The organism is Ruegeria meonggei (assembly GCF_900172215.1).
GTDB classification, from domain to species: Bacteria; Pseudomonadota; Alphaproteobacteria; order Rhodobacterales; family Rhodobacteraceae; genus Ruegeria; species Ruegeria meonggei.
The window spans coordinates 164,348-190,243 of the sequence record NZ_FWFP01000001.1 but is presented as its reverse complement, the minus strand read 5'-3'; the positions used below and the strand labels follow the sequence as shown (position 1 = coordinate 190,243).

Here is a 25,896-nt window from a genome sequence, read left to right as displayed (position 1 = left end):
TCAGAGGTGTGCCGGGCCCGGATGGCCATACGCAGAATTGCGCATTTTCAGCTTGGAGCGGGACATAACAAAATCGTAGGGCAGGGTCAAATGAAGAGCCTTTAATACTACCCGCCGAATTCACGGTGCAGATTTTACGCAACAATTCATACACTTCCGGGGAAGTGTTTCCCGAGCTTTTGATCCAGACTCAGGGGGCGGTGCTGGATCAGGCCACGCTGTTCAAGTCGTGCGCGTACCGCTGGGTCTGCGCCACTGATTTCGTCGAAAAAGACGCGTAGGCCGGACATGCCTTCTTCGGCCTCAATCCAGCTGAGAAGTTCGTTCTTGTTCATCCCACCCTGGTCGCGGGGCACGTTGGGGGACATGCCGGGCTGGTAAGAGCCGCACTCCATCCGGAAACGGTAATGCGCCAGAAAGTGGTCCCAATCAGGCGCATGCCGATGGCAGAGATCAACCTCAGTCAACTCGGTTCTGGTGGGCAGAATCTCTCCGTTTTGGAACAGGTTATGAATGCGAAAGTTGATCTGGGGCAGCCCTGTACGCGCAAATAACTTGCCTTGCACGTGGCTGAAGAACCCGCCCAGAACAAAAGCGCCGTAATTGGGGTATAGCGACTGCACAATGTCTTCGCGATCCGGGCTTTTGGGGATGTAGGCCTTGTAAAGATCATCGACATTGGCAATCGCTTCGATTGGTCGGATACGCACGCCTGGGATGTCTTCGGAGACGTCGGACAACACCTCGGCAATCGGACGTTCTGACCACAAGAACTCGTCCACGTCGATATGAGCCAGCCAGTCGGTATCCGCCTTGCGGTACGTGAAACTGGCATTGGCCGTCTGACGGATCTGGTGTTTGTCGGGGCGTTCGCGCTGACGGTAGGCCCAAAACCCAGCGTCGCAATTGCGCACTTCGATCTTGGGGTGACGGTTGAGCGCGTTGAACGCCTTTGGGTTGGGCTCGTCCAGATAAAGGTACATCTGGTCGACCCCAAGATCGAGGTGATAGGCCGCAAACCGCAGGATGTCCGAGGCCGCCCCCCTGACGGTCGAGACGATGCCCCAGCGCGTCATTTCCGCGCCTTTCGCCGTGTTGCGCGCAGGTTTGCGATCAGCTGGGCGTTCAGGAAGCTCAGGTGGGAAAGGCCGACAAATTCGCGTGCGATTTGGCTTCGTTTACGGGTCCATGAGGTGTTTGACGCACCCTCAATGGTCTGCGTAGCGCTAGCAGAAACAATCTGCTCCGAGAGCGGCAACAGATCCACATCCACCCCTGCTAAAGCCTCAGTCCCGAATTCGACCGGGTCACGCCTCAGCTCGAAACGCTCAGTCAAGGCGGCCAGACCGCCCGGGTAAGTGAGGTCGTCACTCATATGCGTGGTCAAGCCACCGTGTCACGACATCATTTCCTTGGTCGCCGTCAGTTTTAGATCCGGATAGTCGCGCACAACCCGGTCGATGTCCCACTGAAGGCGGGTCAGGTATACGATGTCGCCATCATGGTCGTTTGCGATGTGCTGTTTGTTGGCGTTGACGAATTTGTCGATCTCGGCCTTGTCGCCGCTGACCCAGCGGGCTGAGGTGAATTGCGACGCCTCAAACCGCACGGGCAGGCCGTATTCCATCTCAATCCGACTGGCGAGCACTTCGAATTGCAACTGGCCGACGACGCCGACGATAAATCCTGATCCGATCGACGGCTTGAACACTTTGGCGGCGCCTTCTTCGGCAAATTGCATCAAGGCCTTTTCCAGGTGTTTGGCCTTCATCGGATCGCCCGCGCGCACGGTCTGCAGCAGTTCCGGAGCGAACGAGGGGATGCCAGTCACGCGGATCGCTTCGCCTTCGGTCAGGGTGTCACCAATGCGCAGCTGCCCGTGGTTGGGAATGCCGATGATGTCGCCGGCCCATGCCTCTTCGGCCAGTTCCCGGTCCGAGGCCAGAAACAGCACTGGGTTTGAAATGGCCATCGGTTTTTTCGACCGTACATGGGTCAGTTTCATACCGCGCTTGAAATGGCCCGACGCCATGCGGACAAAGGCCACGCGGTCGCGGTGCTTTGGGTCCATATTTGCCTGAACCTTGAAGACAAAACCGGCGACTTTCTTCTCTTCGGGTGCAATCTGGCGTGGTTCTGCCGATTGTACCTGCGGTTGCGGGCCGTAGGCACCTATGCCTTCCATCAGTTCTTTCACGCCGAAGGAATTGATGGCTGAGCCGAACCAGATCGGAGTCATATGCCCCTCAAGCACCGCCTGCGGGTCAAGCTTCGGCAGCAATTCGCGCGCCATCTCAACCTCTTCCAGCAGCTTGTCCAACAAGTGCTCTGGCACGTGTTCGGCCAGCTTCGGGTCGTCCAGCCCGTTGATTTCGATGCTTTCCGCCACTTTGTTGCGGTCGGCGCGGTCCATCAGCTCCAACCGGTCGCGCAGCATGTCGTAACAGCCGATAAAGTCGCGACCGACACCAATTGGCCAGGCAGCGGGCGTCACATCGATGGCCAGCATCTCTTGAATTTCGTCGATGATCTCGAACGTGTCGCGGCTTTCGCGGTCCATCTTGTTACAGAAGGTCAGGATCGGCAAATCGCGCAGGCGGCAGACTTCGAACAGTTTCTGGGTCTGGCTTTCCACACCCTTTGCGCCGTCGATCACCATTACTGCCGCGTCCACGGCCGTCAGCGTGCGATAGGTGTCTTCGGAAAAATCGCTGTGGCCGGGCGTGTCCACGAGATTGAACCGGAACTGGTCATAGTCGAACGACATGGCCGAGGCCGAGACCGAAATGCCCCGGTCCTTTTCCATCTGCATAAAGTCCGACCGAGTGCGCCGTGCTTCACCCTTGGCACGAACCTGACCAGCCATCTGAATGGCGCCACCATACAGCAGGAACTTTTCGGTCAACGTCGTCTTACCCGCATCCGGGTGCGAGATAATGGCGAAAGTTCTGCGCCGGGCGATCTCGGGCGGCAATACGGGTTGGTTGGTGGCGGTATCTAGCATGAAGGCGCGTATAGGCGGGGAATCTTGCCGAAGCAAGACAAAGGGGCTGGTTCGAATCATGATCCCGTGGCAATAAGAACAAATAGTGAACAAATAATGGAGAAGATCAATGAATTTAAGAGAAATCGCTGATGAACTGGTCGCTGGATGCCGGGAAAACCGATCGAAAGAGAATTTGGAGAAGCTATACGCGGTAGATGCCGTCTCGGTCGAAGCACAGGACTTTATGGATATGGGTCGTGAGACCCGCGGCCGCGACGCCATTCGTGGAAAACACGAGTGGTGGGAAAGTGCGCATGAAGTGTCGGGCGCAAAGGTCAATGGTCCGTTCCCTCATGGCGATGACCGCTTTGCCGTAATTTTTGAAGTTCAGGGCAAAGTAAAAGAAAGCGGTGAGAGCTTTGATATGCGCGAAGTGGGTGTCTATCACGTCGCGGATGGCAAAATTGTGCGGGAAGAGTTCTTTTACTAAACTCTTGCCCCATTTCTGGTCTTCCTTGCCCGGCCAGTGCTAGATGTTTGGCAGGGTTGAGGAGGATCGGAGTGGGATTGGGTCAGTTTTCTGTCTTGTTCTTTGTCGCGGTGTCGATAGTTCCAAGCTTTGCCGCAGCCTCGCCCGGAGACCAACCAAGCCATCAGCGCCCCGCAGTGGACGGTGTGAATGGCAAAATTTCGGGTTTTGGAAATACGAACAGTTTCCGCAGCCTTTACGGCGTTGATGGCAGTGTGTCCCTGCCGCTCGGGCATGGTTTTGGTGATCAATTGGACGGGCTTGTGCCGCAATTGGAAACCGATCGAATGGGAGCTGCAGCGGCTTATGGGGTCGGGGCCCACGTTTTCTGGCGCCACCCTAACAAAGGTTTGCTGGGACTATACGGGCACTATGGATCGACAGACCTGACGGAGAATGCAAATTTTCGTGCGGTTGGCTTTGAAGCTGAGGTGTATTTGGACCGTTTCACGTTGACTGCATTGGTCGGTGCAGAAGACAGTCGGCTTGTAAACTCGGACGTTGATGAATTTGATTTTGGCACAAACGTTTTCTCGTCAGCGTTTTTGATTTATTACCCGTTTGATAATAATGGGTTGAGCATAGGGCATCGATACTTCGTCAAAGACCACTCTGCGACGATCGGAACAGAATGGGCTTTTGGTCAACGGGTTTGCCAAAACACGAGTGGCTACACCAGAATTTCTTATAGCGACAACAACGATACCTCGGCTGCAATTGGGGTTCGGTACTATATTGGCAAGAAAGACAAACCGCTTATTCGGCGGCATCGTGAGGGCGATCCCAGCCAGACCACGATCTTGTGGGTCATTGAGCAAGCGGTGGGGGATCTAGATTACATTGTCGAACAGTACCGTGAAATTCACGGGTCCTGATTTGATGTCAGATGAAAGAGTAACAGAGACCACGAGGTAAGAAGATGGATCTGGGAATTCGAGGAAAACGCGCGCTGATCTGCGCCAGCAGCAAGGGGCTTGGTCTGGGCTGCGCCGAGGCTTTGGCCGCGGCTGGTGTCGATCTGGTGATGAATGCGCGCGGGGCTGAGGCGCTGGAAGCCGAGGCCATGCGGTTGCGATCCGAGCATGGTGTGGGCGTGCAGATCGTGGCTTGCGATGTAACCAGCCCAGGGGGGCAGGCGCAGGTGATCGATGCGGCGCAAGGGGTTGATATTTTGGTGACAAATGCCGGTGGCCCACCACCGGGTCTGTGGTCGGATTGGGATCGTGAGGATTTCATCAAGGCGCTGGATGGCAATATGCTGACACCCATTGCCTTCATGAAGGCGCTGCTGCCTGGCATGATGGACAAGGGCTGGGGCCGGGTGGTCAACATCACCTCGCAATCCGTGCGTGCGCCGATTGCGGTGCTGGGGCTGTCAAACGCGGCGCGCACCGGTTTGACTGGCTATGTTGCAGGCACAGCTCGTCAGGTGGCACCCAGTGGGGTGACGATCAACAATCTGCTGCCCGGCATTCACGCCACGGATCGGGCCGACGCGCTGGACGGCGGTGTTGCGGCGCAAAAGGGTGTCTCGATCGATGAGGCCCGTGCCGAGCGCGCCGCCACGATCCCGGCGCGTCGATATGGAACGCGGGACGAATTCGGTGCAGCCTGTGCGTTTTTGTGCTCGCAGCACGCGGGTTTTATCGTCGGGCAGAACATCCTGCTGGACGGCGGCGCAACAAATTTGACGATGTAGCAATGACACAGAATTTTTCACTTAAAGATCAGCTGTTTAACGCGGAAAAGACCCGCTATCTGGCGGGGCTTTTTGCCGCTGCCGATCCCTCGTTTGATGCAGACATGTTTCAGCAACAAGTCATGTCGCGCTTGCTGGATTTGGAGCTGAAAGAGCGGATGGCCTGGATTGCCGAATGTTTGCAGCAGGCGGTTCCGGGGGCGTTACCAGCAGTTGCGCCTGTACTGCTAAAGGCACTGCCGCCACCGTTGGACCCAAACAAAACGGACGATGATTTTGGCGACTTCATTTTCGCACCTCTGGGCGATTGGGTGGTGGCCGTTGGGCTGGATCATCCCGATCTGGCACTGGATGTGCTGGAAGAGCTGACACAGAGGTTTTCGATGGAATGGGCCATCCGCCCGTTTCTGAACACCTATCCTGAACTGGTTCTGGCCCGGTTAGAGCACTGGTGCACACATGACAGCTATCACGTGCGCCGTCTGGTCAGTGAAGGCACCCGGCCGCGATTACCCTGGGGGCAGGCGGTAGGGCTGGAACTGTCCGATCCGATGCCGTTTCTGGACAGGTTGCATGCCGACAGCACACGCTATGTCACCAGATCGGTGGCGAACCACCTGAACGACATCACGAAAAAAGACCCAGAGCTTGTTCTGGATCGGCTGCAGGTATGGAATGACAAAGGTGCCCAAGATGAGGGCGAGCTGCGCTGGATCACGTCACATACCCTGCGGGGATTGGTGAAGTCGGGCCATCCGCGCGCCATGAAGATGCTGGGATATGACCCGGACGCAGACATCAAGGCAACGTTGCAAGTCAACGGTGACGCGCGGATAGGGGCTGCGCTGGAATTTGAGGTTGAATTGGAAGGGGCCGATGGGCAACCAGTTCTGGTTGATTATATTATTCACTTTCAAAGGCCTAACGGGAAAGCTTCACCCAAGGTGCATAAGTTGAAACAGGCTGCATTGCAGGGTGGCACCTTGAACCTGAACAAGACGCATAAGCTGAAAGGCAACGCTACTACGTTCAAGCTGGTTCCCGGCCCGCATCGGCTGGAGATTCAGGTGAACGGTCGCATTCGTGCGGGTGTGGATTTTGACCTGCTGGGCTAGGCGCATCCTCACGCTTTCGTCAAAACCAGCGCGTCTGGATTGCGCCAAACCCCGCGCTGCATTACCTGCGGTTCAACCACATAAAGAAGGAATGCAGCGATGAAGCATGAATCTGTTCAAAATTATTATGGTGAGGTCCTGCAGGGCAGCGCGGATTTGCAGACCAATGCTTGTTGCACCCCTGATGACATGCCCGATCATGTCAAAAAGATTCTGTCGAAAATTCATGATGATGTGCTGACCCGGTACTATGGTTGCGGTCTGATCGCACCATTGGACCTTGAGGGGATGAGCATCCTGGATCTGGGCTGCGGTGCGGGGCGGGACGTGTACGCCCTGTCAGCAATGGTCGGCGAAACGGGCCGCGTCGTTGGAGTAGACATGACGCCCGAGCAGCTGGATGTTGCGCGCGCGCATCAGGACTATCACGCCAAGGCTTTTGGTCACGGTAAAAGCAATGTGGAGTTCCACCACGGTTTCATCGAAAAGCTGGACGAACTGGATCTGGAACCCGGTTCTTTCGACATCATCGTCTCGAACTGCGTCATCAACCTTGCCACCGACAAAGAGGCCGTTCTGCGCGGTGCCCATCGGCTGCTGAAAGACGGCGGAGAGATGTATTTCTCGGACGTCTACGCAGACCGTCGCATTCCACAAGACATGGCTGAGGATGAGGTGCTGTATGGCGAATGCCTGTCCGGCGCGCTCTATTGGAACGATTTTCTGTCGATCTCGCGCAAATCAGGGTTCGGCGACCCGCGTCGGGTGACCCACCGTCCGCTGGCCATTGAAAACCCGGTGCTGGAAGCGCGTGTCGCGCCCCTGAGTTTCCTGTCGGCGACCTATCGGTTGTTCAAGCTGCCCGAACTGGAGCCAGCCTGCGAGGATTACGGGCAGGCCGTGATCTACAAGGGCACCATCCCAAACGCGCCGCATCTGTTCGAGCTGGACGACCACCACGCAATTGAAACCGGTAAGGTTTTCCCGGTCTGTGGCAACACCTGGATGATGCTGAAAGATACCCGGTTCGCACGACATTTCGAGTTTATCGGCGATTTCGCGACCCATTTTGGTATTTTTGAAGGCTGCGGCGGGGAAAGCCCGTTTGAAGCCACGACCGAGGCCGCATCCGGCGGCTGCTGCTGATCTCTTGCGCCTGAAGGGCGGGGTTGCTATCCCCGCCCAAGCCCGATGGTTTTGATCGGGAAAGGCAACGGGATCCATCGGTGACAGTAGACGCAACTCCTCCTCGTTTGGAAATTCGCAACCTGATCGCCCGATACGAGGGGCGGGTGGTTGTGGATGACGTCTCGTTGACGGTGCAGGCGGGGCAGGTGACTTGCCTGCTGGGGCCGTCGGGTTGCGGCAAGTCGACCACGTTGCGGATGATCGCCGGGGTCGAGATGCAGGAAACCGGCCAGATCTATGTCGACGGTAAACTGATCTGCGACACGGTGTTTCGCGTACCGCCCGAGCGGCGCGAGATTGGCCTGATGTTTCAGGATTTTGCATTGTTCCCGCATCTCAGTGTTGCCGACAACGTTGCCTTTGGCCTGAAGGGTCACAAGGACGAAAAGCGCGCGCGCGTCGAAGAACTGCTGCGCAAGGTTGATCTGATGCGGTTCGTCGACAACTTTCCGCATCACTTGTCGGGAGGTGAACAACAACGTGTGGCGTTAGCCCGTGCCCTGGCACCGCGCCCGCGGATCATGCTGATGGATGAGCCGTTCTCGGGGCTGGACAACCGTCTGCGCGACGGTATCCGCGACGAAACGCTTGCAATCCTCAAGGAAGAGGACGCGGCCGTGTTGCTGGTCACGCATGAGCCGGAAGAGGCGATGCGCATGGCCGATGAGATCGCCCTGATGCGCCGCGGAAAAATCGTCCAGCAGGGCGCGCCGTACAACGTCTACACCCGTCCGGCAGATAAGGCCGCAGTGGCATTTTTTAGCGATGTCAATGTGTTGCAGTCGCAAGTGAATGGGGCGCTGGCCGAAACTCCCTTTGGCCAATTCTTGTCACCCGGTGTGCCGGATGGCACAGATGTTGAGATCGTATTCCGGCCGCAGCACGTGCGGTTGGATTTCGACCGCAACGGCAAGGGACCACTGCCCACAGCCACGGATGGCGTCGCCGCGCGCGGCGTGGTCGAACGGGCACGGTTTTTGGGCAATGAGAGCCTGGTCGAGTTCCGGATGGACTATGATGGCTCGATCCTGAAGGCGACGGTGCCGAATGTCTTTGTGCCTAACCCTGGCCGGGTCATGTGGCTGACCATTCGCCGTGACAAATGCTTTGTTTTCCCGATTTAGGGTCTGAAGTTTCAGTTTAGCGCCAAGTGGTGCGCGAAAGCCTCAGATTGGGTGCGCCCATTGCTTGCCGCCACGCGGGGGCGCGTCTATCAAGGTCAAAACGCTGCGGTGGATGGGCATATGCGTATACTTTTAACCAATGATGACGGCATCAACGCGCCGGGTCTGATCGCGCTGGAGGCTATTGCCGCCGACGTGGCCGGACCAGATGGCGAGGTCTGGGTCGTGGCTCCTGCGTTCGAACAATCAGGTGTTGGCCATTGCATCAGCTACACCCATCCCATGATGGTTGCCAAGTTGGGCGAACGTCGCTTTGCCGCGGAAGGCTCACCCGCAGATTGCGTGTTGGCCGGTTTGCATGACGTGATGAAAGATACTCCGCCCGATCTGGTTCTGTCGGGGGTGAACAGGGGCAATAATTCGGCAGAAAACACGCTGTATTCCGGCACCATAGGTGGCGCGATGGAGGCTGCCCTACAGAATATCCCGGCCATTGCCTTGTCGCAGTATTTCGGCCCCCGCAATCTGGGGCTGGAAGATCCCTTCGAGGCCGCGACCCGTTTCGGCGCTGATCTGGTACGACGTATTCTGGGCGCGACCCCGGCGGAACAAGGCGATTACCGCCTGTTCTACAACGTGAATTTCCCGCCTGTTCCCGCAGATGAGGTGCTGGGTACACGCGTGGCACCGCAAGGGTATCGCCGGGACACGCATTTCTCGGTCGAGCCGCACAGTTCGCCCTCGGGGCGGCGGTTCTTGTGGATCAAGGGCGGCTATCAACATAACCCAACTGCACCGGGCACCGATGCGGCGGTCAATCTGGCTGGCTATATCTCGGTCACACCGATGCGGGCGGATCTGACGGCCTATGACACGCTTGAGGCATTGAAGTCGATCGAATGAGCGGATTGGACCCCGAAACAACAATGCAATTCCTGTTTGCCCTGCGCTCGCGCGGGGTAACCGATGCGCGTGTGCTGGCCGCGATGGAGCAGATCGACCGAGGGCGCTTTGTCAAAGGCTTGTTTGCCGAACGCGCCTATGAGGACACGCCACTGCCGATTGCCTGTGGTCAGACGATCAGCCAGCCCTCGGTTGTGGGGCTTATGACGCAGGCGCTTGAGGTTAGCCCACGCGACACAGTTCTCGAAATTGGGACCGGGTCGGGTTATCAGGCGGCGATCCTGTCCAAGCTGGCGCGCCGGGTCTATACGGTTGAACGTCACAAGCGTCTGGTGCGCGAAACCGGCCAGCTGTTCCGTGACATGGGGCTGACAAATGTGACCGCAATGTTGACGGATGGGTCCTATGGTTTGCCCGAGCAGGCCCCGTTTGATCGTATCATTGTGACAGCTGCGGCAGAAGACCCCCCCGGGCCGCTCTTGGCGCAGCTGAAAATCGGCGGTATCATGGTATTGCCGGTGGGACAGTCGGATGCGGTTCAGACCCTGATCCGGGTCAGGCGCACCGAAACCGGTTTGGACTATGACGAATTGTTGCCCGTCCGTTTCGTGCCCTTGTTAGAAGGACTTGGCAAGGACGGGTCGTAAAGGAATATTCTGCAATATGCGCCGGAACCCCGGAAAACAGGGGCAGGTGTTGAGGACAGTAAAAATGAGAGCAGTTTCCAATTCAGTGATACTTCGCTGCACGACAGTGGCGGCTTTGGCGCTTGTCGCTGGGTGCGGGGATTATGACCTTCGCGGAGAGGTCGGCGGATTTTCGACCGCCGACGCCGTGAAAACCGCAACGACCAACCGGCCAGCGCCGGATGCGCGAGGGGTTATTACTTACCCGAATTACCAGGTGGCTGTGGCCCGACCGGGCGACAAGGTGATTGACGTGGCCACACGTGTTGGCTTGCCAGCGGTAGAATTGGCCCGGTTCAATGGCCTGCAACCCGATGATCCGCTGCGAGATGGCGAAGTGATTGCCTTGCCACGCTCGGTCGGCGGGGGCAGCAATGTCGACATCGCCACCATCGCTGGGACCGCGATTGATGAAGCGCCGGCCGATGGATCGGTGCGTACGGCAACGCTGGAACCTGCGCAGCCTGCCGCGACACCGGCTCCGGTGCCGACAACGGGTCCCGAGCCGGTCCGGCACAAGGTTAAACGTGGCGAGACGGCTTATACAATTTCACGCCTCTATGACGTACCGGTCAGTGCTTTGGCTGAATGGAATGGATTGGGGTCGGAATTTACTGTTCGTGAAGGCCAGTTCCTGTTGATCCCGATCAAGAACCAGCCTGCGCCGCAACAGGCCGCGGTGCCTGCCACCAACGTGACAGAGCCGGGGCAGGGCTCTCCGACGCCGACACCGCCAAGTGCGACGCAACCTTTGCCGGAAGAAGAGGTCGTGGTAGCCACGCCAGCGCCGGATGTAACTGCCGAGGCACCGACAACCCAAAGCAATTCTGCCCTGGGCCTGCCGGTCACCGGGACGATCATTCGAACCTATGATAAGGGCAAGAACGAAGGTATCGACATCGCCGCAAGCCCCGGCACTGCTGTAATCGCGGCCGAGGCCGGAACCGTTGCAGCGATCACGGCGGATGCCGATCAGGTGCCGATCATCGTGGTCAAGCACAACAGCGATCTGCTGACGGTCTATGCCAATGTCGACAAGATCACGGTCAAAAAGGGTGACAAAGTGCGTCGTGGGCAAAAGATTGCTTCGCTGCGCGGCGGGGACAACGCCTATGTTCATTTCGAGGTCCGAAAGGGGTTCGAATCCGTTGACCCGGAACCTTATCTGAAGTGAGGGGGATGGCCCGTTTCGGGCCATGCCTCCGGCGGGAATATTTTTAGCCAGATGAAGCGGGCGGGCTAGGCTGTGGGGTCGTAGTCGCTCAGCCGTTTGCCGGGCTCATCTGCAAATATTTCAGGCAGGGGCGAGACCGTATCGATCAGGTCGATCCGGAAGACGCGGAAGCCTTGGCGGAGCTCGCACCAGGCGGTCAATGTCCAGACGCGGCCCCAATATTCCATGTGCAGGGGGCGGATCGTGCGATCGGTCAGTACGCCGTCGATCCGGCGATAGGACAGGTGCAGTTTCTGTCGGGACTTGATGGCGGCGCGGATAGGGGCCATGTGGGCCAGCCCGCGGGCCGCATCAGCAAAGGGGTAGACGGCGAATTTCCATGTGTCCGCCTCGGCCACCACTTGCGTTGGCAGAACGGCGTCGATTTTTTCGGACAGCGTTTCGGCCGCGGCTTTCAGATCGGGGTCGGCAGCCTCGGCCACGATGGCCATGCCGAGGTTCAGGGCCTCTAGTTCAGCGGGGGTCAGGTTCACAGGGGGCAGGGTGATCTGTTCGCGCACCATATAGCCGACGCCGCGCTCACCTTCGACGGGAACACCCGAGGCCACCAATGTATCCATGTCGCGATAGATCGTGCGAACCGAAACTTCGAGCCGGTCCGCGATGTCCTGCGCGCGGTGCAAGCCACCGTCGCGCAGGATCTGGATAATGTCGAACAGACGATCAGTACGGCGCATGACACGCCGTTCTGACCGGGGTTATGCGGTCATGTTCCATAGCACGTTCTCGTGGCGCATCTGCATGCCTTCGGGGTTGATCGCTGCGATCAGTGCGGGCGCAAAACCCTGCTGCGGGAACTGCGCAGCTGCGTCCTGTGCGGCCTTAATATCGGTCCAGATCACGTAGTCAGTCCAGCGCCCGTCTTCGCCTTGACTGAGTTGACGATGGGCAAACCCCGGAGCTGCGCGTACAAAGGCTTCGGACGCTTGGCTGAGTTTTACGAACTCTTCCGGGGTTGTCCCGTTGGCGAGTTCAAAGGTGACGATTTCTGCAACATGGGTCATGTGAATCTCCGTTGACCAGGTTTCGATACCGTCTACCTAGCCCCTATCAACTGACATAAACCTGTCAGTTGATCAATCCGAGGCCGTAAAAAACATCGGATCGGATCAAATTTGAACGCAGATTTGAACCAACTCACTTTTGCAGGCGGGCCAGCGGGCGTAGACACGGACCCAGATCACATTTCCGGCGTACGGCGCCGACGTTATAGGAGAAGAGAGATGCTCAACAATATTGGCCTTCCCGGCATTCTGCTGATCGCAGTTGTGGTTCTGGTGCTATTCGGCCGTGGCAAAATCAGCTCGTTGATGGGCGAAGTGGGCAAAGGCATTACGTCATTCAAGAAGGGAGTCAAAGAAGGCGCAGAGGAACTGAGTGAAGACGCGTCCGAACTGGCCAAAGACGTCACGCCCGAGACCGACAAAGACAAGGTCTGATCCGCCATGTTTGATCTGGGCATGACCGAGCTTCTGGTCATCGGCGTTGTCGCCCTGATCGTTGTGGGGCCAAAAGACCTGCCGGTGCTGTTCCGCAATGTCGGTCGCTGGGTCGGCAAGGCCCGTGGTATGGCGCGCGAGTTCAGCAGCGCCATGAACGACGCGGCGGATCAGGCGGGCGTGAACGAGATCAAGAAGGGTCTCAACGCTGCGACCAACCCCGTTGGCAGTGCCATGGACGGGGTGAAGGAAGCGGCGCAAGATATGGCCAAAAGTATCGACCCAACCAAGTTTGACCCTGACAGCGAAACAGGAAAACTGGCGGCTGAACGGGCAGAACAGGCCAAAAAAATCCAAGCGTCGACCGCACGCGCTGCGGCTGAACGCAAGGCGAAAGAGGCGGCCGACGCGCTGGCCAAGGCCGAAGAGGCCGAAGCCGCGCTGAACACTGAAAGCAAGACATGACCAACACCGACGAGATCGAAGACAGCTCGGCCCCATTGATCGAGCATCTGGCAGAACTGCGCACGCGGTTGATCCGGTCGGTTATTGCCTTCGTGATAGGCATTGTCGTGGCCTTCACCGTGGCTGAACCGATCCTGCAGTTTCTGGTCCAGCCGATTGAGGCAACGCTGCGCGAGTTGGGGGATCCTTCTCCGACTTTGCAATACACCTCGCCACAGGAATATCTGTTTACGCTGTTCCGGATTTCGATGGTGTTTGGGTTTGCGCTGGCCTTCCCGGTGATTTCCTATCAGCTGTGGCGATTTGTGGCGCCGGGCCTGTATCGGTCCGAGAAGGGCGCTTTTCTACCGTTCCTGATTGCCTCGCCGTTCATGTTTTTGCTGGGGGCGGCGTTTGCTCAATTCGTCGTTACACCACTGGCGATGCAGTTCTTTTTGGGTTTTGCGGATGTCAGTTCGATTTTTGCCAATCTGTTGTCGGCGACTACTGGGGATGTGCCAGAGGAAATCGTGGTTGTCCCTGAAACAACTGAAGGCGTGAAAATTACGTTCTTCGGCAAGGTCAACGAGTCGCTGGACATCACATTGAAATTCATCATCGCCTTTGGCTTGTGTTTCCAGCTGCCGGTGTTGTTGACGCTAATGGGCAAAGCCGGATTGGTCAGCGCCGAAGGTTTGGGCAGCGTTCGCAAATACGCGATGGTTGGTATCCTCGTCTTAGCAGCGCTGGTGACCCCGCCGGATGTGATCACGCAGGTCATTTTGTTTGTTGTGGTCTATGGGCTGTACGAAGTCTCGATCCTGTTGGTTGCCCGGGTCGAGAAAAAGCGCGAGGAAGAGCTGCGCGCTGATGGCTACTATGACGACGAAGAAGAAGCAGATGACGAAATCGTTCAGGAATTCGAAAACGATAAATAACCTGTAAACAGATCCGAAGGGCGCGCCACCTGCTGGCGCGCCTTTTTCGTGTCCCACCCTTGTTGCGGCGGGCGGAACATGGTTTGAACCCCGCCAGACAGACCGGAGGAGAGCGCATGGACAACCAGGCCCTGAACCGAATTGCCGACGCGCTGGACCGCATGGCGCCCGCGCCGTTGGCCGCGCCCGATTTTGGGGCGGCGCATGCTTTTGTCTGGCATGTAGAACCTGACCGCCTGATGCCAGTGGATATGGTCAACCGGGTTGACCTGGATCTTTTGGTCGGGATTGACCGCTCGCGCGATACTTTGCTGGGCAACACAAGGCGGTTTGCCAACGGGTATAAGGCCAACAATGCCTTGCTTTGGGGGGCGCGTGGCATGGGCAAATCCAGCTTGGTCAAAGCTGTGCACGGCACCTTGCAGGCGGATCACCCGAACCTGAAGCTTGTAGAACTGCAGCGCGAAGACATGGGCTCGGTCGCGCGCTTGCTGAACCATCTGCGCGCAGCACCACACCGGTTTATCCTGTTTTGCGACGACTTGTCGTTCAGCCATGATGACCAGCACTATAAATCGCTCAAGGCGGTGCTGGACGGCGGCATCGAAGGCCGCCCCGAGAATGTGGTGTTCTACGCCACCTCAAACCGCCGCCACCTGATGCCACGGGACATGATCGAAAACGAACGCTCCAGCGCCATCAACCCATCTGAGGCCGTCGAAGAGAAAGTCTCACTGTCCGACCGGTTCGGCCTCTGGCTGGGGTTCCATCCCTGTGACCAGGACGAATATCTGGCGATGATCGATCGCTATTGCGCAGCCTACGGGGTCTCTGTCGACGCAGCGACCCTGCGCGCCGAGGCGATCGAATGGCAGGCTACCCGAGGCGCGCGCTCGGGCCGCGTGGCCTGGCAGTTCTTTGTCGATCTGGCCGGGCGCACCGGCGTGCACATCGCGTAACCCGCCCGCTTCATCTGGCCCAAAAATATCCCCGCCTGAGGCATGGTCCACAGGACCATTCCTACAACTGTGCCAACAACCGCGCAGCCTCTTCCGTCGTGCTGGTCAACGCATCGCGATCCTCACCTGGATGGAACCGGGCGCGGACAGCGGTGGGCATTGGCGCGGGTTCGACAATAGATACGCGCGGCCCGGTACGCTCGGCCTCGTGGGCCCAGCTGCGGGCCAGTGCCATCTGAGCGGCCTTGGTCGCGCCATAGATGCCATAGAATTTCTCACCCGCCTTGGGGTCGTCAAAAAACACCGCATGACCCGTTTCACCCAAAAGAGGGGCGATATAGGGGATCAGAACCGATGTGGCAGTGGCGTTGGTGTTGACTGCCTTTGTCCACTCTTTCGGATCAACGAAATGGGCTGGTGTCAGGGCCGAGGTGTGGACGGCCGTGTGCAGCCAAAGGTCCACTTTTCCCCAACGGTCGTGGATACCCCTGCACAGCGTTGCCATGGCATTGGGATCAGCGATGTCCATTGGTGCCAGCGTGGCCGCGCCGCCTTTGGCCTGAATGCGGTCATCCAGTTCTTCCAGTCCGCCAGTGGTGCGGGCGACGGCGACGATGTGGTACTCGGGGGCCAACGCTTCGGCCAGGGCTGCGCCCAATCCGCGAGACGCGCCAGTAACGAGGGCGATTTTGGTCTGATCAGTCATGAAAACGGTTTGAACCCCAGCGCGCAGGGCGTCAAGACAGGATTAACTGCCGGGGATGGCTATCCGCTTGGTCTGGCCGCTTTGTCGCAGCATCACGCCCTCGGCATCGATGGCGACGACAGTGCCCGAGGACACGCGGCTGCCCGGCTTGACCTCTTTAACCCGCCCCGAGGACAGGCGCACAAGCGCGCGCATATCCGCCTTGGGCCCAAAAACGCCAAGGACAGACACAGAGTTCTTCTTTAGCGCGCCCTTTTGTGTGGCCGCGCTTTTGACGGTTGAGTTTGACATAAAACGTGGCCCGGCCGCAGCGGCCTGACCCCTTGTTGCGAGTGGGTGGTTGCCAGTCGCGTATCAAACCAAAGGGATAAGTAAAAGCGCGACCGAGGGTCACCATTCTGCCGCCGTTTTCGCAGCAATGCGAAGCCTTTGCGATTGCAGTTTCTTCGCCAAAGGGTTGTGCGCGAAATTCCACCGCCAAGATGCGGCAATTGAGCAAAAATGGGCCCGCAACGTGGCAGCGAAACGGGCCCAAGTCAAACTTGATTCGGTCAGAGGGTTATCCCGACACCAGTTTTGCGCCGTTCCAGGATCCACCGGGAACCTGCATGTCCTGCTTCTTCTTGCTGACGCGATTGCTATTTTCAAGATGGTCCAGATAATCGTCACTGACGCTGCCAGTGATGTAATTTCCGTCAAAACACGAGCAATCGAAGGCCTCGATCTCGGGGTTGCCTTCCTTGGCGGACCAAATCAGATCGTCGAGGTTCTGGTAGAACAGCGCGTCGGCCCCCAACTCTTGCCTGATTTCCTCGATTTCCTTGCCATGGGCGATCAGCTCATGTTTGGTCGGCATATCGATGCCATAGACATTCGGGAATTTCACCGGTGGTGAGGCGCTTGCAATGTAAACTTTCTTGGCACCAGCCTCGCGGCACATCTGTACGATCTTCTTGATGGTATTGCCGCGCACAATGGAATCGTCGATCAGCAGAACGTTGTGATCCTTGAACTCCAGCGGGACTGCGTTCAGTTTGCGGCGCACAGATTTCTGACGCTCTTCCTGACCGGGCATGATGAATGTGCGGCCAACATAGCGGTTTTTCACAAGACCTTCGCGGTAGGAAATACCAATGGCCTTGGCAACCTCAAGCGCGACGGGGCGGGCGCTGTCGGGCACCGGAATGATGCGGTCGATCTCAAGGTCAGCGGCTTCGATCTGGCGGGCCAGCGTCTGACCCATACGCATCTGGGTTTTATAGACGGACACACCATCCAACAGCGAGTCCGGACGCGCCAGGTAGACATATTCAAAGATACAAGGCGTCAGCTGTCCTTCCACCGCCTGGAACGTGTGCATGTTGCCTTCCAGATCGATCAGGATCGCCTCGCCGGGTTTGACATCACGAAGCTTGTCAAAGCCGTTGATGCCAAAGGCCACGTCTTCCGAGGCAAAGGCATAATCGTCACCCTCTCCGTCGACCTCACGTTTGGCTACCGACAGAGGGCGGATACCATAAGGATCGCGGAAGGCCAGCATGCCGACACCGGCGACCAGACAGATGACAGAATAGGCGCCCTGAACCCGCTCCATCGTCATCTTCACACCAGCAAAGATGTTGCGAATGGGTTCAGCATTGCCGTTGACCTTGATCGCATCGGCGACTTTGTCTGCCAGTACGTTCAGCAGAATCTCGGAATCCGAGGTGGTGCGAAGGTGGCGACTGTATTTGGCGGTAACTTTCTCACGCTGTTCAGCCGTGTTGGTGATGTTGCCGTTATGAACCAGATAGATTCCATAGGGCGCGTTTACAAAAAACGGCTGCGCCTCAGACGCGCTGAGCGACCCTGCGGTCGGGTACCGCACATGCCCCATACCAACCTTGCCCAGCAATGTTTCGGCGTCCTGGGCATTGAACACGTCCTTGACCAGACCGTTGGCTTTCTTCTCGCGGAAGAATTCGCCGTTATAGGTGACGATCCCCGAGGCGTCCTGACCCCGGTGCTGCAGCATCAGCAGCCCGTCATAGATTTCCGCAAAGACATCATGTGTCCTACTTGCGATCCCCAAAATCCCACACATACACGGGCTCCAATTTCTATGACGTTCTAACGGTGAATAGCGTTTCGGTTCGGAAGGTCCGCCGGGTGTACCTGTACGCAAATAAGGCCATCCAGCTGGTGGCACATACGCACCATCGCCCCCAGGGCCAGCGCGAAAGAAAACAGATACAGCAAGATCGGCAGCTCCGATTCCATGTCGGTTCGGGTTTCACATAAGGCCTAACGAGGCCTGTGTCATCAAAGGATCACATTTGCATTTTGCCGCATGTGGATTTTGGGTCAAAACGCATGAAATGGTGACATGGCGAAAAGCTTGTGCTGTCATAGCGCGGCGAATGTTAGCGTTTCGATGGGAAGTCAGCTATGTGGCAACACAAGCAAGGTCAAAAGAAGGAAGAACCGGTCAAGCGTCGGTGCCATCGTTGCCGCGGAATGGGGCGCGCGCCTTGTCAAATCTGTAATGGTGCAGGCGAAGTTGTCAAAAGCCGGGATGTCTTTGGCAAGCCTATTTTCAGCCGTTGTGACGGGTGTGTGGGCCTGAAAAATATCAGATGCACCATATGTGCAGGCGAAGGGTTTATCACACAAAGCTGAAGGAAGCTGGCCCGACAAAAATGCCCGGTCAAAGCCGGGCATCTTCGTTATTCGGTAGTCGCGGGGGCCGATGGCTCTTCGGAGGTCTCGGCGCTTGCGGTGCAGCTGCCCACCAGTTCTTCATATTGTTGCGTGACCCAACCCAGCGCGGCCTCGGGATTTTGCTCTTCTATCCGGTCGCTGAATTGTTCGAACACCTTGGCCGAGCGGCTTTCGTCAACGATGGTGTAAGACTGACCGGTCATCACTGTATCATAGACAAAGAAGGCGATGGCGACCAACAGGATGCCGCGCGCGATTCCAAAGAAGAACCCCAGCGCCTGATCCAGCCCGCCAAGCGCCGAGCGCTGAACGATCGAGGAAAACAGCGGCGTAAATATGCTGACCACGATCAAAGCGATGGCAAAGACGGCGGCAAAGCCGGTGATGACCGACAATTCGCAGCTGTCGCGCAGGAAATCACCGACCACCGGAATTTCTTTTACCAAAGGCACGGCCTGAGGCGCAAAAATGAATGCCAGAACAGCGGCTGCAACCCAGCCGGCAATGGCCAAAACCTCTCGTAATAGCCCGCGTGAATAGGCCAACAAGCCCGACACGACGATGATCAGGGCGACAACCCCGTCAATAATTGTAAAACCTTCCATGGCCCTCGCCTGTACTTTTTTTCAGCCCCTCAAGGCGTTACCTTAACCTGCTCCGAAGGTTTCGCCAACAAACCCTACCAAATCAGAGGGTCGGGTGAGTGTCAGACCTGCCACAGTACCGGTTTTGCCACCTGCCGGAGCTATGGCCGACGTGAAACCAAGTTTTTGCGCTTCTTTCAACCTGTTTTCGGTCTGCGGGGCGGGTCTAAGTGCCCCGGATAACGAGATTTCTCCGAAAACAACCGTGTCGGCGGGCAAGGCGGTGTCTTCACGCGCACTCAGCAAGGCAGCGGCGACGGCGAGGTCGGCAGCGGGTTCACTGATTTTCAGCCCTCCGGCGACGTTCAGATAGACGTCGAGCCCCGCAAACGGGATGCCGCAGCGCGCTTCGAGCACCGCGAGGATCATCGCCAGGCGCCCACTGTCCCATCCCACGACGGTGCGGCGGGGCTGAGAATGGGGTGAGGGGGCGACCAGCGCCTGCAACTCGACCAGCACCGGTCGGGTGCCCTCGATACCTGCAAACACGGCTGATCCAGGGCTGGGCGTGCCGCGTTCCGACAGAAACAGCGCCGAAGGGTTGGTGACCTGCGCCAGCCCCTTGCCAGTCATCTCGAACACGCCGATCTCATCAGCGGGACCAAAACGGTTCTTAACCGCGCGCAGGATGCGGAACTGGTGGCCGCGCTCGCCTTCAAAATACAGAACGGTATCGACCATATGTTCAACGACACGAGGGCCCGCAATCTGGCCTTCTTTGGTGACGTGGCCGACCATGATGATTGAAACGCCATGTCGTTTCGCAAACGTGGTCAATTCATGTGCTGCGGCCCGGACTTGTGAAACTGAGCCGGGGGCACTGTCCACATTGTCGGCCCACATAGTCTGGATCGAATCAATGATGGCAAGGCCGGGCTTCTCGGCCTCAAGCGTCGTCAGGATGTTGCGTAGGTTTGTCTCGGCCGCCAGTTGCACCGGAGCGTCTTCCAGTCCCAGACGACGCGCGCGCATGCGGACCTGCGCGCTGGCTTCCTCGCCCGAGACATAGATGGTTTTGACACCTGCACGCGAGAACCGCGCTGCGGCCTGCAACAACAACGTGGATTTGCCGATGCCGGGATCTCCCCCCACCAGCAAGGCCGAGGCGGGGACGAGGCCGCCGCCCAGCACGCGGTCCAACTCCTCGACCCCGCAGAGGGTGCGAGGTGGGGGCGTTTCCTCGGTGGACAAGTCCGTGAGTGTAATGGACTGGCCGCGCTTGCCACCGAGGGATTTTTTGGCGGGGCCAGCCGAAAGGGGGACGTCCTGCGTGATCGAATTCCATTCACCACAGGCGTCACAACGCCCGGACCAGCGCGAATGCGACGCGCCACAGGCCGAGCAGGAGAAAGTCGTCTTTGCCATGCGGCCCTTGGTGCCCGAGGATGGGCGGTTCTTCAAGCCCTTGCAGGGCTTTCATCGCCGCCGGTTGGGCGCCGTGTCCTCAGGCCCTTTGGACCATCGTCCGCAGCGGGCGCTGGCGCGCCTATTCCGCCGCGCGAGGCGGCGACATCGCAATGACGCTGGAGGGCTTGGGCGCGCGGTCCTTGGACGGTGTTTGTAACTGGGTTGACAGTTCCGGCAACAACTCGAACAATTCATCGCGCAGGCGAGTTAGTTGTGACTTGGCAATGGTTTCCTCCATCTCGACATCGCGTGTCCATTGCCGTAATTCGTTCTGGATCACCTGCGCTTCTTCGATCCGCTGCTGGAATTGTTCAATCTCTTCCTGGCGCTGTTGCAGGAACATACGGGCGCGCGAAACCTTGGTATCGCTGTAGGTCTCGGCCAGTTCGTGGCTAATCTGGCTCATCTGTGCGGCCAGCTCCAGGATCTCGGGCTCAAGCGCTTGCAGGTTGGGGTGGTGGCGCAGAAAGGCCATCCGCTCTTTGACCGCGTCAAATTCGGACGACATCACGAACAATCCGCCACGATCCTCGGCATGGGCCATCTGATAGGCATCAGCGATGTCGTGCATGTTCAGGGCAAACTTGCGATGGTTGCTTTCCAGCGCCATCATCCGCGCATTGGCTGGCAAGTAGAATGCCAGCATGAGAATCAGGGCGGTCAGGCCAATCTGAATGAACATCCCTGCATCGCTGACCGGGCCGGCGCCGAAGCCGGCCTGCATGGACAGCCACGGCAAGACACCAAGGGCGGATAAGAGGGTGGCTGTGACGGCGAAAAATGTCGCCGCGCTGATCAGGAAAAAAGTAAGTCGTAAAAAGGCATTCTGAAATTGCAATGTTATGTTGTGGAGGGCGGTCATGATCGACGATCTCCTTCTGGAACCGGTACACACCGGACCCAAGCGGAGGTCATCCAAAACACACAGATTGATCCGCTACGGATCCGAAAACTAAAAACTTACTGCTCGAAATATTAAGATGATACTCAGATAAATGTTTTCAATCAATTACGTCTGAGGATTTCGTGATCTGGATGTCATTTCCGTAATGTGACCCAGTGCGAGAGAGGCCAGAATACAGCCGGTGAACAAATAAAGGCCCCAAGCGGTTTCAATGGTCGCGTACGAGATGCCCTTTGCCAGTGTAATATAGAGCGCGATCAGGAAGATATCAGCCATCGCGAGCTTGCCCATGATGTTCAGTGCGGGTTGAACACGCGGGTCCAGAAGGTTCCATTGGATCAGCGCGGTGCCGATGGTTTTGATGTAAGGCGCGACTAGGGCGAAGACCGTGACGACCAGCGCCAGAAAGATGTCGGATTTCCAGAGGGACTGGAGCCCGGTGATAACGCTGATCTCACTCAGACCGAAGATCGGGAGGAGCCCTGCGCGCATCAATGGGGCGAACCATGCGATGGGGTAGAGGATCAGGAGCGAGAGGGTTGCGAGGCGGAGGATCATTTGTCGGCGCTAGGCGATCATTTTGTCAAAAGATACGGCCCAGCCAATAATGTAGATGAGAGCGATGGCGCTGACAGTGCACTCAGCAGCCACCTTATTTGATACTTCGGAGTGAAGTTTCCGGTGCAGAATGAAGCCTGAAACAACATAACCGGCTTCTGTAGCCCAGTTCACGATTGGACCTTCCAAGCTTAGCGCCTCCAACAAAAATAAAGATAACAGAACTGCTGGGAAGACGCCTTTTAATGCAGCGAGCAATACCGGAAGGAATATCACCTCGGCTTTAAGAAAGCGCGGAACTCCTGATTTTTCGCCAAAAAGATGAATGATGAACCAAGTTGCTACCACCGACACGAAATAGGTGAAGGGTAGTAGGTGCAGAATGAGCGCAATGGAATCCACTACCTCACCGCCTCAATCGGCCCCTCAGCACTCCCACTGATGAACTGCGCGACGTAGGGATCGCCCGAGGCATCCATCTGGGCAACAGGGCCGGTCCACTGGATCACCCCGTCATGCAGCATCGCTACGTTGTCGGCGATTGCGCGAACCGAGCTCATGTCGTGGGTGATGGTCATCGCGGTGGCGCCCATCTCGGTCACGATCTCGCGGATCAGGTCGTTGATGACACCCGACATGATCGGGTCCAGGCCTGTGGTGGGTTCGTCAAAGAAAATGATCTCGGGCTCGGCAGCGATAGCACGGGCAAGGCCCACGCGTTTTTGCATGCCACCAGATAGCTCAGAGGGAAAGCGGTCGGCCACGTCCGATTTGAGACCCACGCGGCGCAGTTTCTCAATTGCGATTTCGCGGGCATATTCCGGCGGGCGCTTGAGCGGGCCGCGCAGCAAGCGAAAGCTGACATTCTGCCAGACGGGCAGTGAATCAAACAGCGCCGCCCCTTGAAACAGCATCCCGAACCGGGCCAGAAACGCGTCTCGGTCGCCTTTTTTCGCGTCCTTGCCGTCAACATAAATCATGCCGCTGTCGGGCTTGATCAGGCCAAGGATGCATTTTAGGGCCACGGACTTCCCGGTGCCAGAGCCTCCGATGATGACCATCGACGTGCCTTTGGGAATCTCAAGGTTCATGCCTTGCAGAACCCGATTGTCGCCAAAGGTTTTTTGTACGTTCTCCATCCGGATCATAGCGAGAAGAACACCCCTGTCAGAATGAAGTTGGCGGCCAGAATCATGATTGCAGCGGATTCGACCGAAGACTTTGTGGCCCGGCCAACGCCCTGCGCGCCGCGACCGGAATTCATGCCGTAATAACAGCCCATTAGCGCTGCGATCAGACCGAAGACTGCACCTTTGACGAGGGATGAGACGATGTCGCGCAGCTCAAGGAAATTGACGGTGTTTTGCAGATAGGTCGCGGCGTTGAAGCCCAGGTTCTGGGTCGCCACAACATAGCCGCCCGCAATGCCGATGATATCGCCGATCCCAACCAACAGAGGCACGGTGATCAGCGCCGCCAGAACGCGAGGGGCGGTCAGGTATTTCATCGGGTGGGTGGATAGGGTGACCAGCGCGTCGATCTGCTCGGTCACTTTCATCGTGGCGATCTCGGCCGCGATCGAGGAAGTCACGCGCGCGGCGATCATCAGACCGACGAGCACCGGGCCAAGCTCGCGCACCATGCCGATGGCGACAATCTGGGGCACCACCGCCTCGGCGTTGAAGCGCGCGCCTCCTGCGTAGATCTGCAGGGCCAGCGCGCCGCCGGTGAAAATGGCGGTCAGGCCCACCACGGGCAGGGACAGCCAGCCGATATTCATCAGCGCAACACCAAACTCGCGCGGGTAATATGGCGGGCGAAAGACATGTGAGATCGCATCCATCGAGAACAGCGCAACTTGGCCAAACGTGGCCAACAGCGTCAGAACGGCGCGGCCCAGACCACCCAGCAGATACAAAGGGTTCATTCCACGTAGCCCCGGGAAAAGCGCGCGCCAAGCGATGTTAGGATTTCATACCCGATGGTGCCTGCGGCCTCGGCCAGATCATCAACGGTCTGATGGCCGTTCAGAATGCGCAGTCGATCGGGGTCTTCCGGCAGGTCGGTGACGTCGACGGTGATCAGATCCATCGAGATGCGACCGACCAACGGGCAGGGCTGGTCACCGGCAAAGGTGTCGATGCCGCCGCCAATAGCCCGGTGCAAACCATCCGCATAGCCTGCTGCAACGGTTGCAATACGGGACGGCCGCCGGGCCACCCAGCTGTTGCCATAGCCCACGGTCTCTCCAACCTCGACCGCGCGCACCTGAATAACGGGCAGGTCCACAGTGACGACGGGTTTGGCATCGACAAAGGGCATGCCGCCATAGAGGCCAATGCCGGGGCGACAGAAATCAAAATGAAAATCAGACCCCAGCAGCGTGCCGCCCGTGGCCGCCAGCGACCGGGCGGCTGTCACACCGTCGGTCATATCGCGGAAGGTTTTCAGCTGTTGTCGGTTCATCGGGTGATCGGGCTCATCCGCGCAGGCCAGATGGGACATGACCACCACTGGGTTCATGGCCTCCATCTCTGGCCGCAATTCGGCCCAGTCGGCGGGCTCAAGCCCAAGGCGATTCATACCACTGTCCAATTGAACTCCGAAGGGGCGATCCGGCATTGCCTGTTGGAGTCTCTTAAATTGTTCTGGCGAATTAATCAAAGGGATCAGATTGTCCGCATAAAGTAGGCCATTGTCCCCCTCCATAAAACCGGAGAAGACAAAAATCTGGGGCTCGGGCCCTACGGCTTCGCGCACTGCAACGCCTTCTTCGGCGGCGGCGACAAAGAACTTGCGGACACCTTCTTCGGCCAAGGTCGCGGACACAGGCCCAACGCCCAAACCGTAGGCGTCAGCTTTGACAACTGCCCCGGTCTCGACTTCTGTTTTTGCATCCAGCGCCCGCCAATTGCTGGCAAGCGCATGAAGATTGATCGTTAAGTGTGCGATACTCATGGCGCCGTTCATGACATTGGATTGCGGCAGGTCAAGGGGGTAGGTCGCAATTCTTGAGGAGATTTTGCGCGTGCTGAGCAGCTTCTGGCCGCTATTGCTGGGGCAATGGTGGAATTCCTGACTTTGGAGGGCTTTAGGGATGCCGCGGCATTGTATCCGTCACGTATTCAACGGATGTTATGTAAGTAAATCGTTTACTCTGTTCGGGACCATGAGGTGAGTGGAAACGCATGCTGAAACTGACCACCAACTACCACAGCCGGGCGACCGATCTGCCTGACCTGTTCCGCGATGTGTTTGCGGCGTCCGAGGGCGAAGAAGAGGGCACTTTGATCGGCGCGCTGGTCAGCGATCTTTTGGCGACGACGGAGAGAGATGATCTGATGGTGTCTCTGGCTCTGGACGGTGACTTGCTGGTGGGTTGCATTCTGTTTTCGCGCCTGCGCTATGATCAGGATCCGCGTCAGGTGTTTCTGATGGCGCCGGTGGCGATCAGGACGGATCGTCAAAAGACCGGTATTGGCCAAAAGCTGATCGGGTTTGGGTTGGAGGAACTGCGCCGGCGCCAGGTGGATTGGGCGGTGACCTATGGCGATCCGGTTTACTACACTAAATCCGGGTTCCAGCCGATCACCGAAGAGACTGCCCGCGCGCCAAAGCCGTTGAGCATGCCGCACGGGTGGTTGGGTCAGCCGCTGAATGGTGAGGCGATGAAGCCAATCAAAGGCCCGTCCCGCTGCGTCAGCGCCTTTGATAACCCAGGACTGTGGTAGGG

At 57.9% G+C, this 25,896-nt stretch carries 31 protein-coding genes; 14 read left to right on the top strand and 17 right to left on the bottom strand.

The features are described 5' to 3' along the window. Positions 1 to 146 precede the first annotated feature (146 nt). The 3 genes from RUM8411_RS00910 to RUM8411_RS00900 are packed head-to-tail and all read right to left on the bottom strand — an operon-like array spanning position 147 to position 3,004. Positions 147 to 1,076 (bottom strand): glycosyltransferase family 2 protein, encoded by a 930-nt coding sequence (locus tag RUM8411_RS00910; protein WP_085820762.1) that lies wholly within the window; start codon positions 1,074 to 1,076, stop codon positions 147 to 149. Then, on the bottom strand, positions 1,073 to 1,375 hold the full coding sequence (locus RUM8411_RS00905) for a hypothetical protein (RefSeq protein WP_085820761.1): 303 nt from the start codon (positions 1,373 to 1,375) through the stop codon (positions 1,073 to 1,075). The genes RUM8411_RS00910 and RUM8411_RS00905 overlap by 4 nt, the downstream gene beginning before the upstream one ends. 21 nt (positions 1,376 to 1,396) lie before the next feature. Continuing rightward, positions 1,397 to 3,004 (bottom strand): peptide chain release factor 3, encoded by a 1,608-nt coding sequence (locus RUM8411_RS00900; protein ID WP_085820760.1) that lies wholly within the window; start codon positions 3,002 to 3,004, stop codon positions 1,397 to 1,399. 109 nt (positions 3,005 to 3,113) lie between these two features. Between RUM8411_RS00900 and RUM8411_RS00895 the strand changes: the two genes are divergently transcribed. The 9 genes from RUM8411_RS00895 to RUM8411_RS00855 all read left to right on the top strand — a co-directional run bounded on the left by RUM8411_RS00895 (position 3,114) and on the right by RUM8411_RS00855 (position 11,404). After that, positions 3,114 to 3,476, top strand: coding sequence for a nuclear transport factor 2 family protein (locus tag RUM8411_RS00895; protein WP_085820759.1), 363 nt, complete (start codon positions 3,114 to 3,116; stop codon positions 3,474 to 3,476). A 95-nt stretch (positions 3,477 to 3,571) separates the two neighbouring features. After that, positions 3,572 to 4,390 carry a hypothetical protein gene (locus RUM8411_RS00890; protein WP_143534799.1) on the top strand — a complete coding sequence of 273 codons (819 nt, stop codon included), beginning with the start codon at positions 3,572 to 3,574 and terminating at the stop codon, positions 4,388 to 4,390. Between the two features lie 44 nt (positions 4,391 to 4,434). Beyond that, a complete protein-coding gene (locus RUM8411_RS00885; protein ID WP_085820757.1) occupies positions 4,435 to 5,214 on the top strand; it encodes an SDR family oxidoreductase in 780 nt (259 codons plus the stop codon). Positions 5,215 to 5,216: 2 nt separating this feature from the next. After that, a complete protein-coding gene (locus RUM8411_RS00880; RefSeq protein WP_085820756.1) occupies positions 5,217 to 6,329 on the top strand; it encodes a YhaZ family DNA alkylation repair protein in 1,113 nt (370 codons plus the stop codon). A 99-nt stretch (positions 6,330 to 6,428) separates the two neighbouring features. Continuing rightward, the gene (locus RUM8411_RS00875; protein ID WP_085820755.1) at positions 6,429 to 7,475 is read left to right on the top strand and encodes a methyltransferase domain-containing protein; all 1,047 of its coding nucleotides are present in this window, start codon (positions 6,429 to 6,431) and stop codon (positions 7,473 to 7,475) included. 80 nt (positions 7,476 to 7,555) lie between these two features. Next, positions 7,556 to 8,641, top strand: a complete 1,086-nt coding sequence (locus RUM8411_RS00870) for an ABC transporter ATP-binding protein (protein ID WP_200818516.1) — start codon at positions 7,556 to 7,558, stop codon at positions 8,639 to 8,641. 120 nt (positions 8,642 to 8,761) lie between these two features. Continuing rightward, positions 8,762 to 9,544: a 5'/3'-nucleotidase SurE gene (gene surE / locus RUM8411_RS00865; RefSeq protein ID WP_085821064.1), complete on the top strand. Its 783-nt coding sequence runs from the start codon at positions 8,762 to 8,764 to the stop codon at positions 9,542 to 9,544. Next, positions 9,541 to 10,191, top strand: a complete 651-nt coding sequence (locus tag RUM8411_RS00860; protein ID WP_085820753.1) for a protein-L-isoaspartate(D-aspartate) O-methyltransferase — start codon at positions 9,541 to 9,543, stop codon at positions 10,189 to 10,191. Before surE ends, RUM8411_RS00860 begins: the two co-directional genes overlap by 4 nt. Before the next feature lie 64 nt (positions 10,192 to 10,255). Further along, a complete protein-coding gene (locus RUM8411_RS00855; RefSeq protein ID WP_085820752.1) occupies positions 10,256 to 11,404 on the top strand; it encodes a M23 family metallopeptidase in 1,149 nt (382 codons plus the stop codon). A 65-nt stretch (positions 11,405 to 11,469) separates the two neighbouring features. Here the strand turns inward: RUM8411_RS00855 and RUM8411_RS00850 are convergent, their stop codons facing one another. Together RUM8411_RS00850 and RUM8411_RS00845 are read right to left on the bottom strand one after the other, a co-directional pair. Further along, a complete protein-coding gene (locus RUM8411_RS00850; RefSeq protein WP_085820751.1) occupies positions 11,470 to 12,141 on the bottom strand; it encodes a helix-turn-helix transcriptional regulator in 672 nt (223 codons plus the stop codon). 21 nt (positions 12,142 to 12,162) lie between these two features. Then, positions 12,163 to 12,468 (bottom strand): hypothetical protein, encoded by a 306-nt coding sequence (locus tag RUM8411_RS00845; RefSeq protein WP_085820750.1) that lies wholly within the window; start codon positions 12,466 to 12,468, stop codon positions 12,163 to 12,165. Between the two features lie 219 nt (positions 12,469 to 12,687). Between RUM8411_RS00845 and RUM8411_RS00840 the strand changes: the two genes are divergently transcribed. From RUM8411_RS00840 to RUM8411_RS00825, 4 genes are all read left to right on the top strand, one after another. Then, a complete protein-coding gene (locus RUM8411_RS00840) occupies positions 12,688 to 12,903 on the top strand; it encodes a twin-arginine translocase TatA/TatE family subunit (protein WP_085820749.1) in 216 nt (71 codons plus the stop codon). Positions 12,904 to 12,909: 6 nt separating this feature from the next. After that, entirely contained in the window at positions 12,910 to 13,368 is a 459-nt protein-coding gene (gene tatB, locus RUM8411_RS00835) for a Sec-independent protein translocase protein TatB (protein WP_085820748.1), read from the top strand. Next, on the top strand, positions 13,365 to 14,285 hold the full coding sequence (gene tatC, locus RUM8411_RS00830; protein WP_085820747.1) for a twin-arginine translocase subunit TatC: 921 nt from the start codon (positions 13,365 to 13,367) through the stop codon (positions 14,283 to 14,285). Before tatB ends, tatC begins: the two co-directional genes overlap by 4 nt. Positions 14,286 to 14,401: 116 nt before the next feature. Next, the gene (locus RUM8411_RS00825; protein ID WP_085820746.1) at positions 14,402 to 15,244 is read left to right on the top strand and encodes an ATP-binding protein; all 843 of its coding nucleotides are present in this window, start codon (positions 14,402 to 14,404) and stop codon (positions 15,242 to 15,244) included. A gap of 61 nt (positions 15,245 to 15,305) precedes the next feature. On the opposite strand, the gene RUM8411_RS00820 is transcribed toward RUM8411_RS00825, so the two are convergent. From RUM8411_RS00820 to alr, 12 genes are all read right to left on the bottom strand, one after another. Beyond that, positions 15,306 to 15,950: an SDR family NAD(P)-dependent oxidoreductase gene (locus RUM8411_RS00820; RefSeq protein ID WP_085820745.1), complete on the bottom strand. Its 645-nt coding sequence runs from the start codon at positions 15,948 to 15,950 to the stop codon at positions 15,306 to 15,308. 42 nt (positions 15,951 to 15,992) lie between these two features. After that, positions 15,993 to 16,241: a hypothetical protein gene (locus tag RUM8411_RS00815; protein ID WP_085820744.1), complete on the bottom strand. Its 249-nt coding sequence runs from the start codon at positions 16,239 to 16,241 to the stop codon at positions 15,993 to 15,995. Positions 16,242 to 16,509: 268 nt separating this feature from the next. After that, the gene (gene purF / locus RUM8411_RS00810; protein ID WP_085820743.1) at positions 16,510 to 18,033 is read right to left on the bottom strand and encodes an amidophosphoribosyltransferase; all 1,524 of its coding nucleotides are present in this window, start codon (positions 18,031 to 18,033) and stop codon (positions 16,510 to 16,512) included. Positions 18,034 to 18,371: 338 nt separating this feature from the next. Further along, positions 18,372 to 18,650: a hypothetical protein gene (locus tag RUM8411_RS22410; protein ID WP_143534798.1), complete on the bottom strand. Its 279-nt coding sequence runs from the start codon at positions 18,648 to 18,650 to the stop codon at positions 18,372 to 18,374. Between the two features lie 5 nt (positions 18,651 to 18,655). Beyond that, complete coding sequence (locus tag RUM8411_RS00800) at positions 18,656 to 19,255, bottom strand: CvpA family protein (RefSeq protein ID WP_085820741.1); 600 nt, start codon at positions 19,253 to 19,255, stop codon at positions 18,656 to 18,658. A 42-nt stretch (positions 19,256 to 19,297) separates the two neighbouring features. After that, positions 19,298 to 20,659 (bottom strand): DNA repair protein RadA, encoded by a 1,362-nt coding sequence (gene radA, locus RUM8411_RS00795; protein WP_085820740.1) that lies wholly within the window; start codon positions 20,657 to 20,659, stop codon positions 19,298 to 19,300. 121 nt (positions 20,660 to 20,780) lie between these two features. Continuing rightward, positions 20,781 to 21,563 carry a DNA repair protein gene (locus RUM8411_RS00790; RefSeq protein ID WP_085820739.1) on the bottom strand — a complete coding sequence of 261 codons (783 nt, stop codon included), beginning with the start codon at positions 21,561 to 21,563 and terminating at the stop codon, positions 20,781 to 20,783. A 147-nt stretch (positions 21,564 to 21,710) separates the two neighbouring features. Then, positions 21,711 to 22,163 carry a paraquat-inducible protein A gene (locus tag RUM8411_RS00785; RefSeq protein ID WP_085820738.1) on the bottom strand — a complete coding sequence of 151 codons (453 nt, stop codon included), beginning with the start codon at positions 22,161 to 22,163 and terminating at the stop codon, positions 21,711 to 21,713. 9 nt (positions 22,164 to 22,172) lie between these two features. Further along, positions 22,173 to 22,565: a hypothetical protein gene (locus RUM8411_RS00780; protein WP_085820737.1), complete on the bottom strand. Its 393-nt coding sequence runs from the start codon at positions 22,563 to 22,565 to the stop codon at positions 22,173 to 22,175. Further along, positions 22,565 to 23,311: an ABC transporter ATP-binding protein gene (locus RUM8411_RS00775; protein WP_085820736.1), complete on the bottom strand. Its 747-nt coding sequence runs from the start codon at positions 23,309 to 23,311 to the stop codon at positions 22,565 to 22,567. Before RUM8411_RS00775 ends, RUM8411_RS00780 begins: the two co-directional genes overlap by 1 nt. Further along, positions 23,308 to 24,090, bottom strand: coding sequence for an MlaE family ABC transporter permease (locus RUM8411_RS00770; RefSeq protein WP_085820735.1), 783 nt, complete (start codon positions 24,088 to 24,090; stop codon positions 23,308 to 23,310). Before RUM8411_RS00770 ends, RUM8411_RS00775 begins: the two co-directional genes overlap by 4 nt. Further along, positions 24,087 to 25,121, bottom strand: a complete 1,035-nt coding sequence (alr, locus tag RUM8411_RS00765; protein ID WP_085820734.1) for an alanine racemase — start codon at positions 25,119 to 25,121, stop codon at positions 24,087 to 24,089. The genes RUM8411_RS00770 and alr overlap by 4 nt, the downstream gene beginning before the upstream one ends. A gap of 230 nt (positions 25,122 to 25,351) precedes the next feature. On the opposite strand from alr, the gene RUM8411_RS00760 reads away from it, so the two are divergent. Beyond that, positions 25,352 to 25,894 (top strand): GNAT family N-acetyltransferase, encoded by a 543-nt coding sequence (locus RUM8411_RS00760; protein WP_085820733.1) that lies wholly within the window; start codon positions 25,352 to 25,354, stop codon positions 25,892 to 25,894. The last annotated feature ends 2 nt before the right edge of the window (positions 25,895 to 25,896 follow it).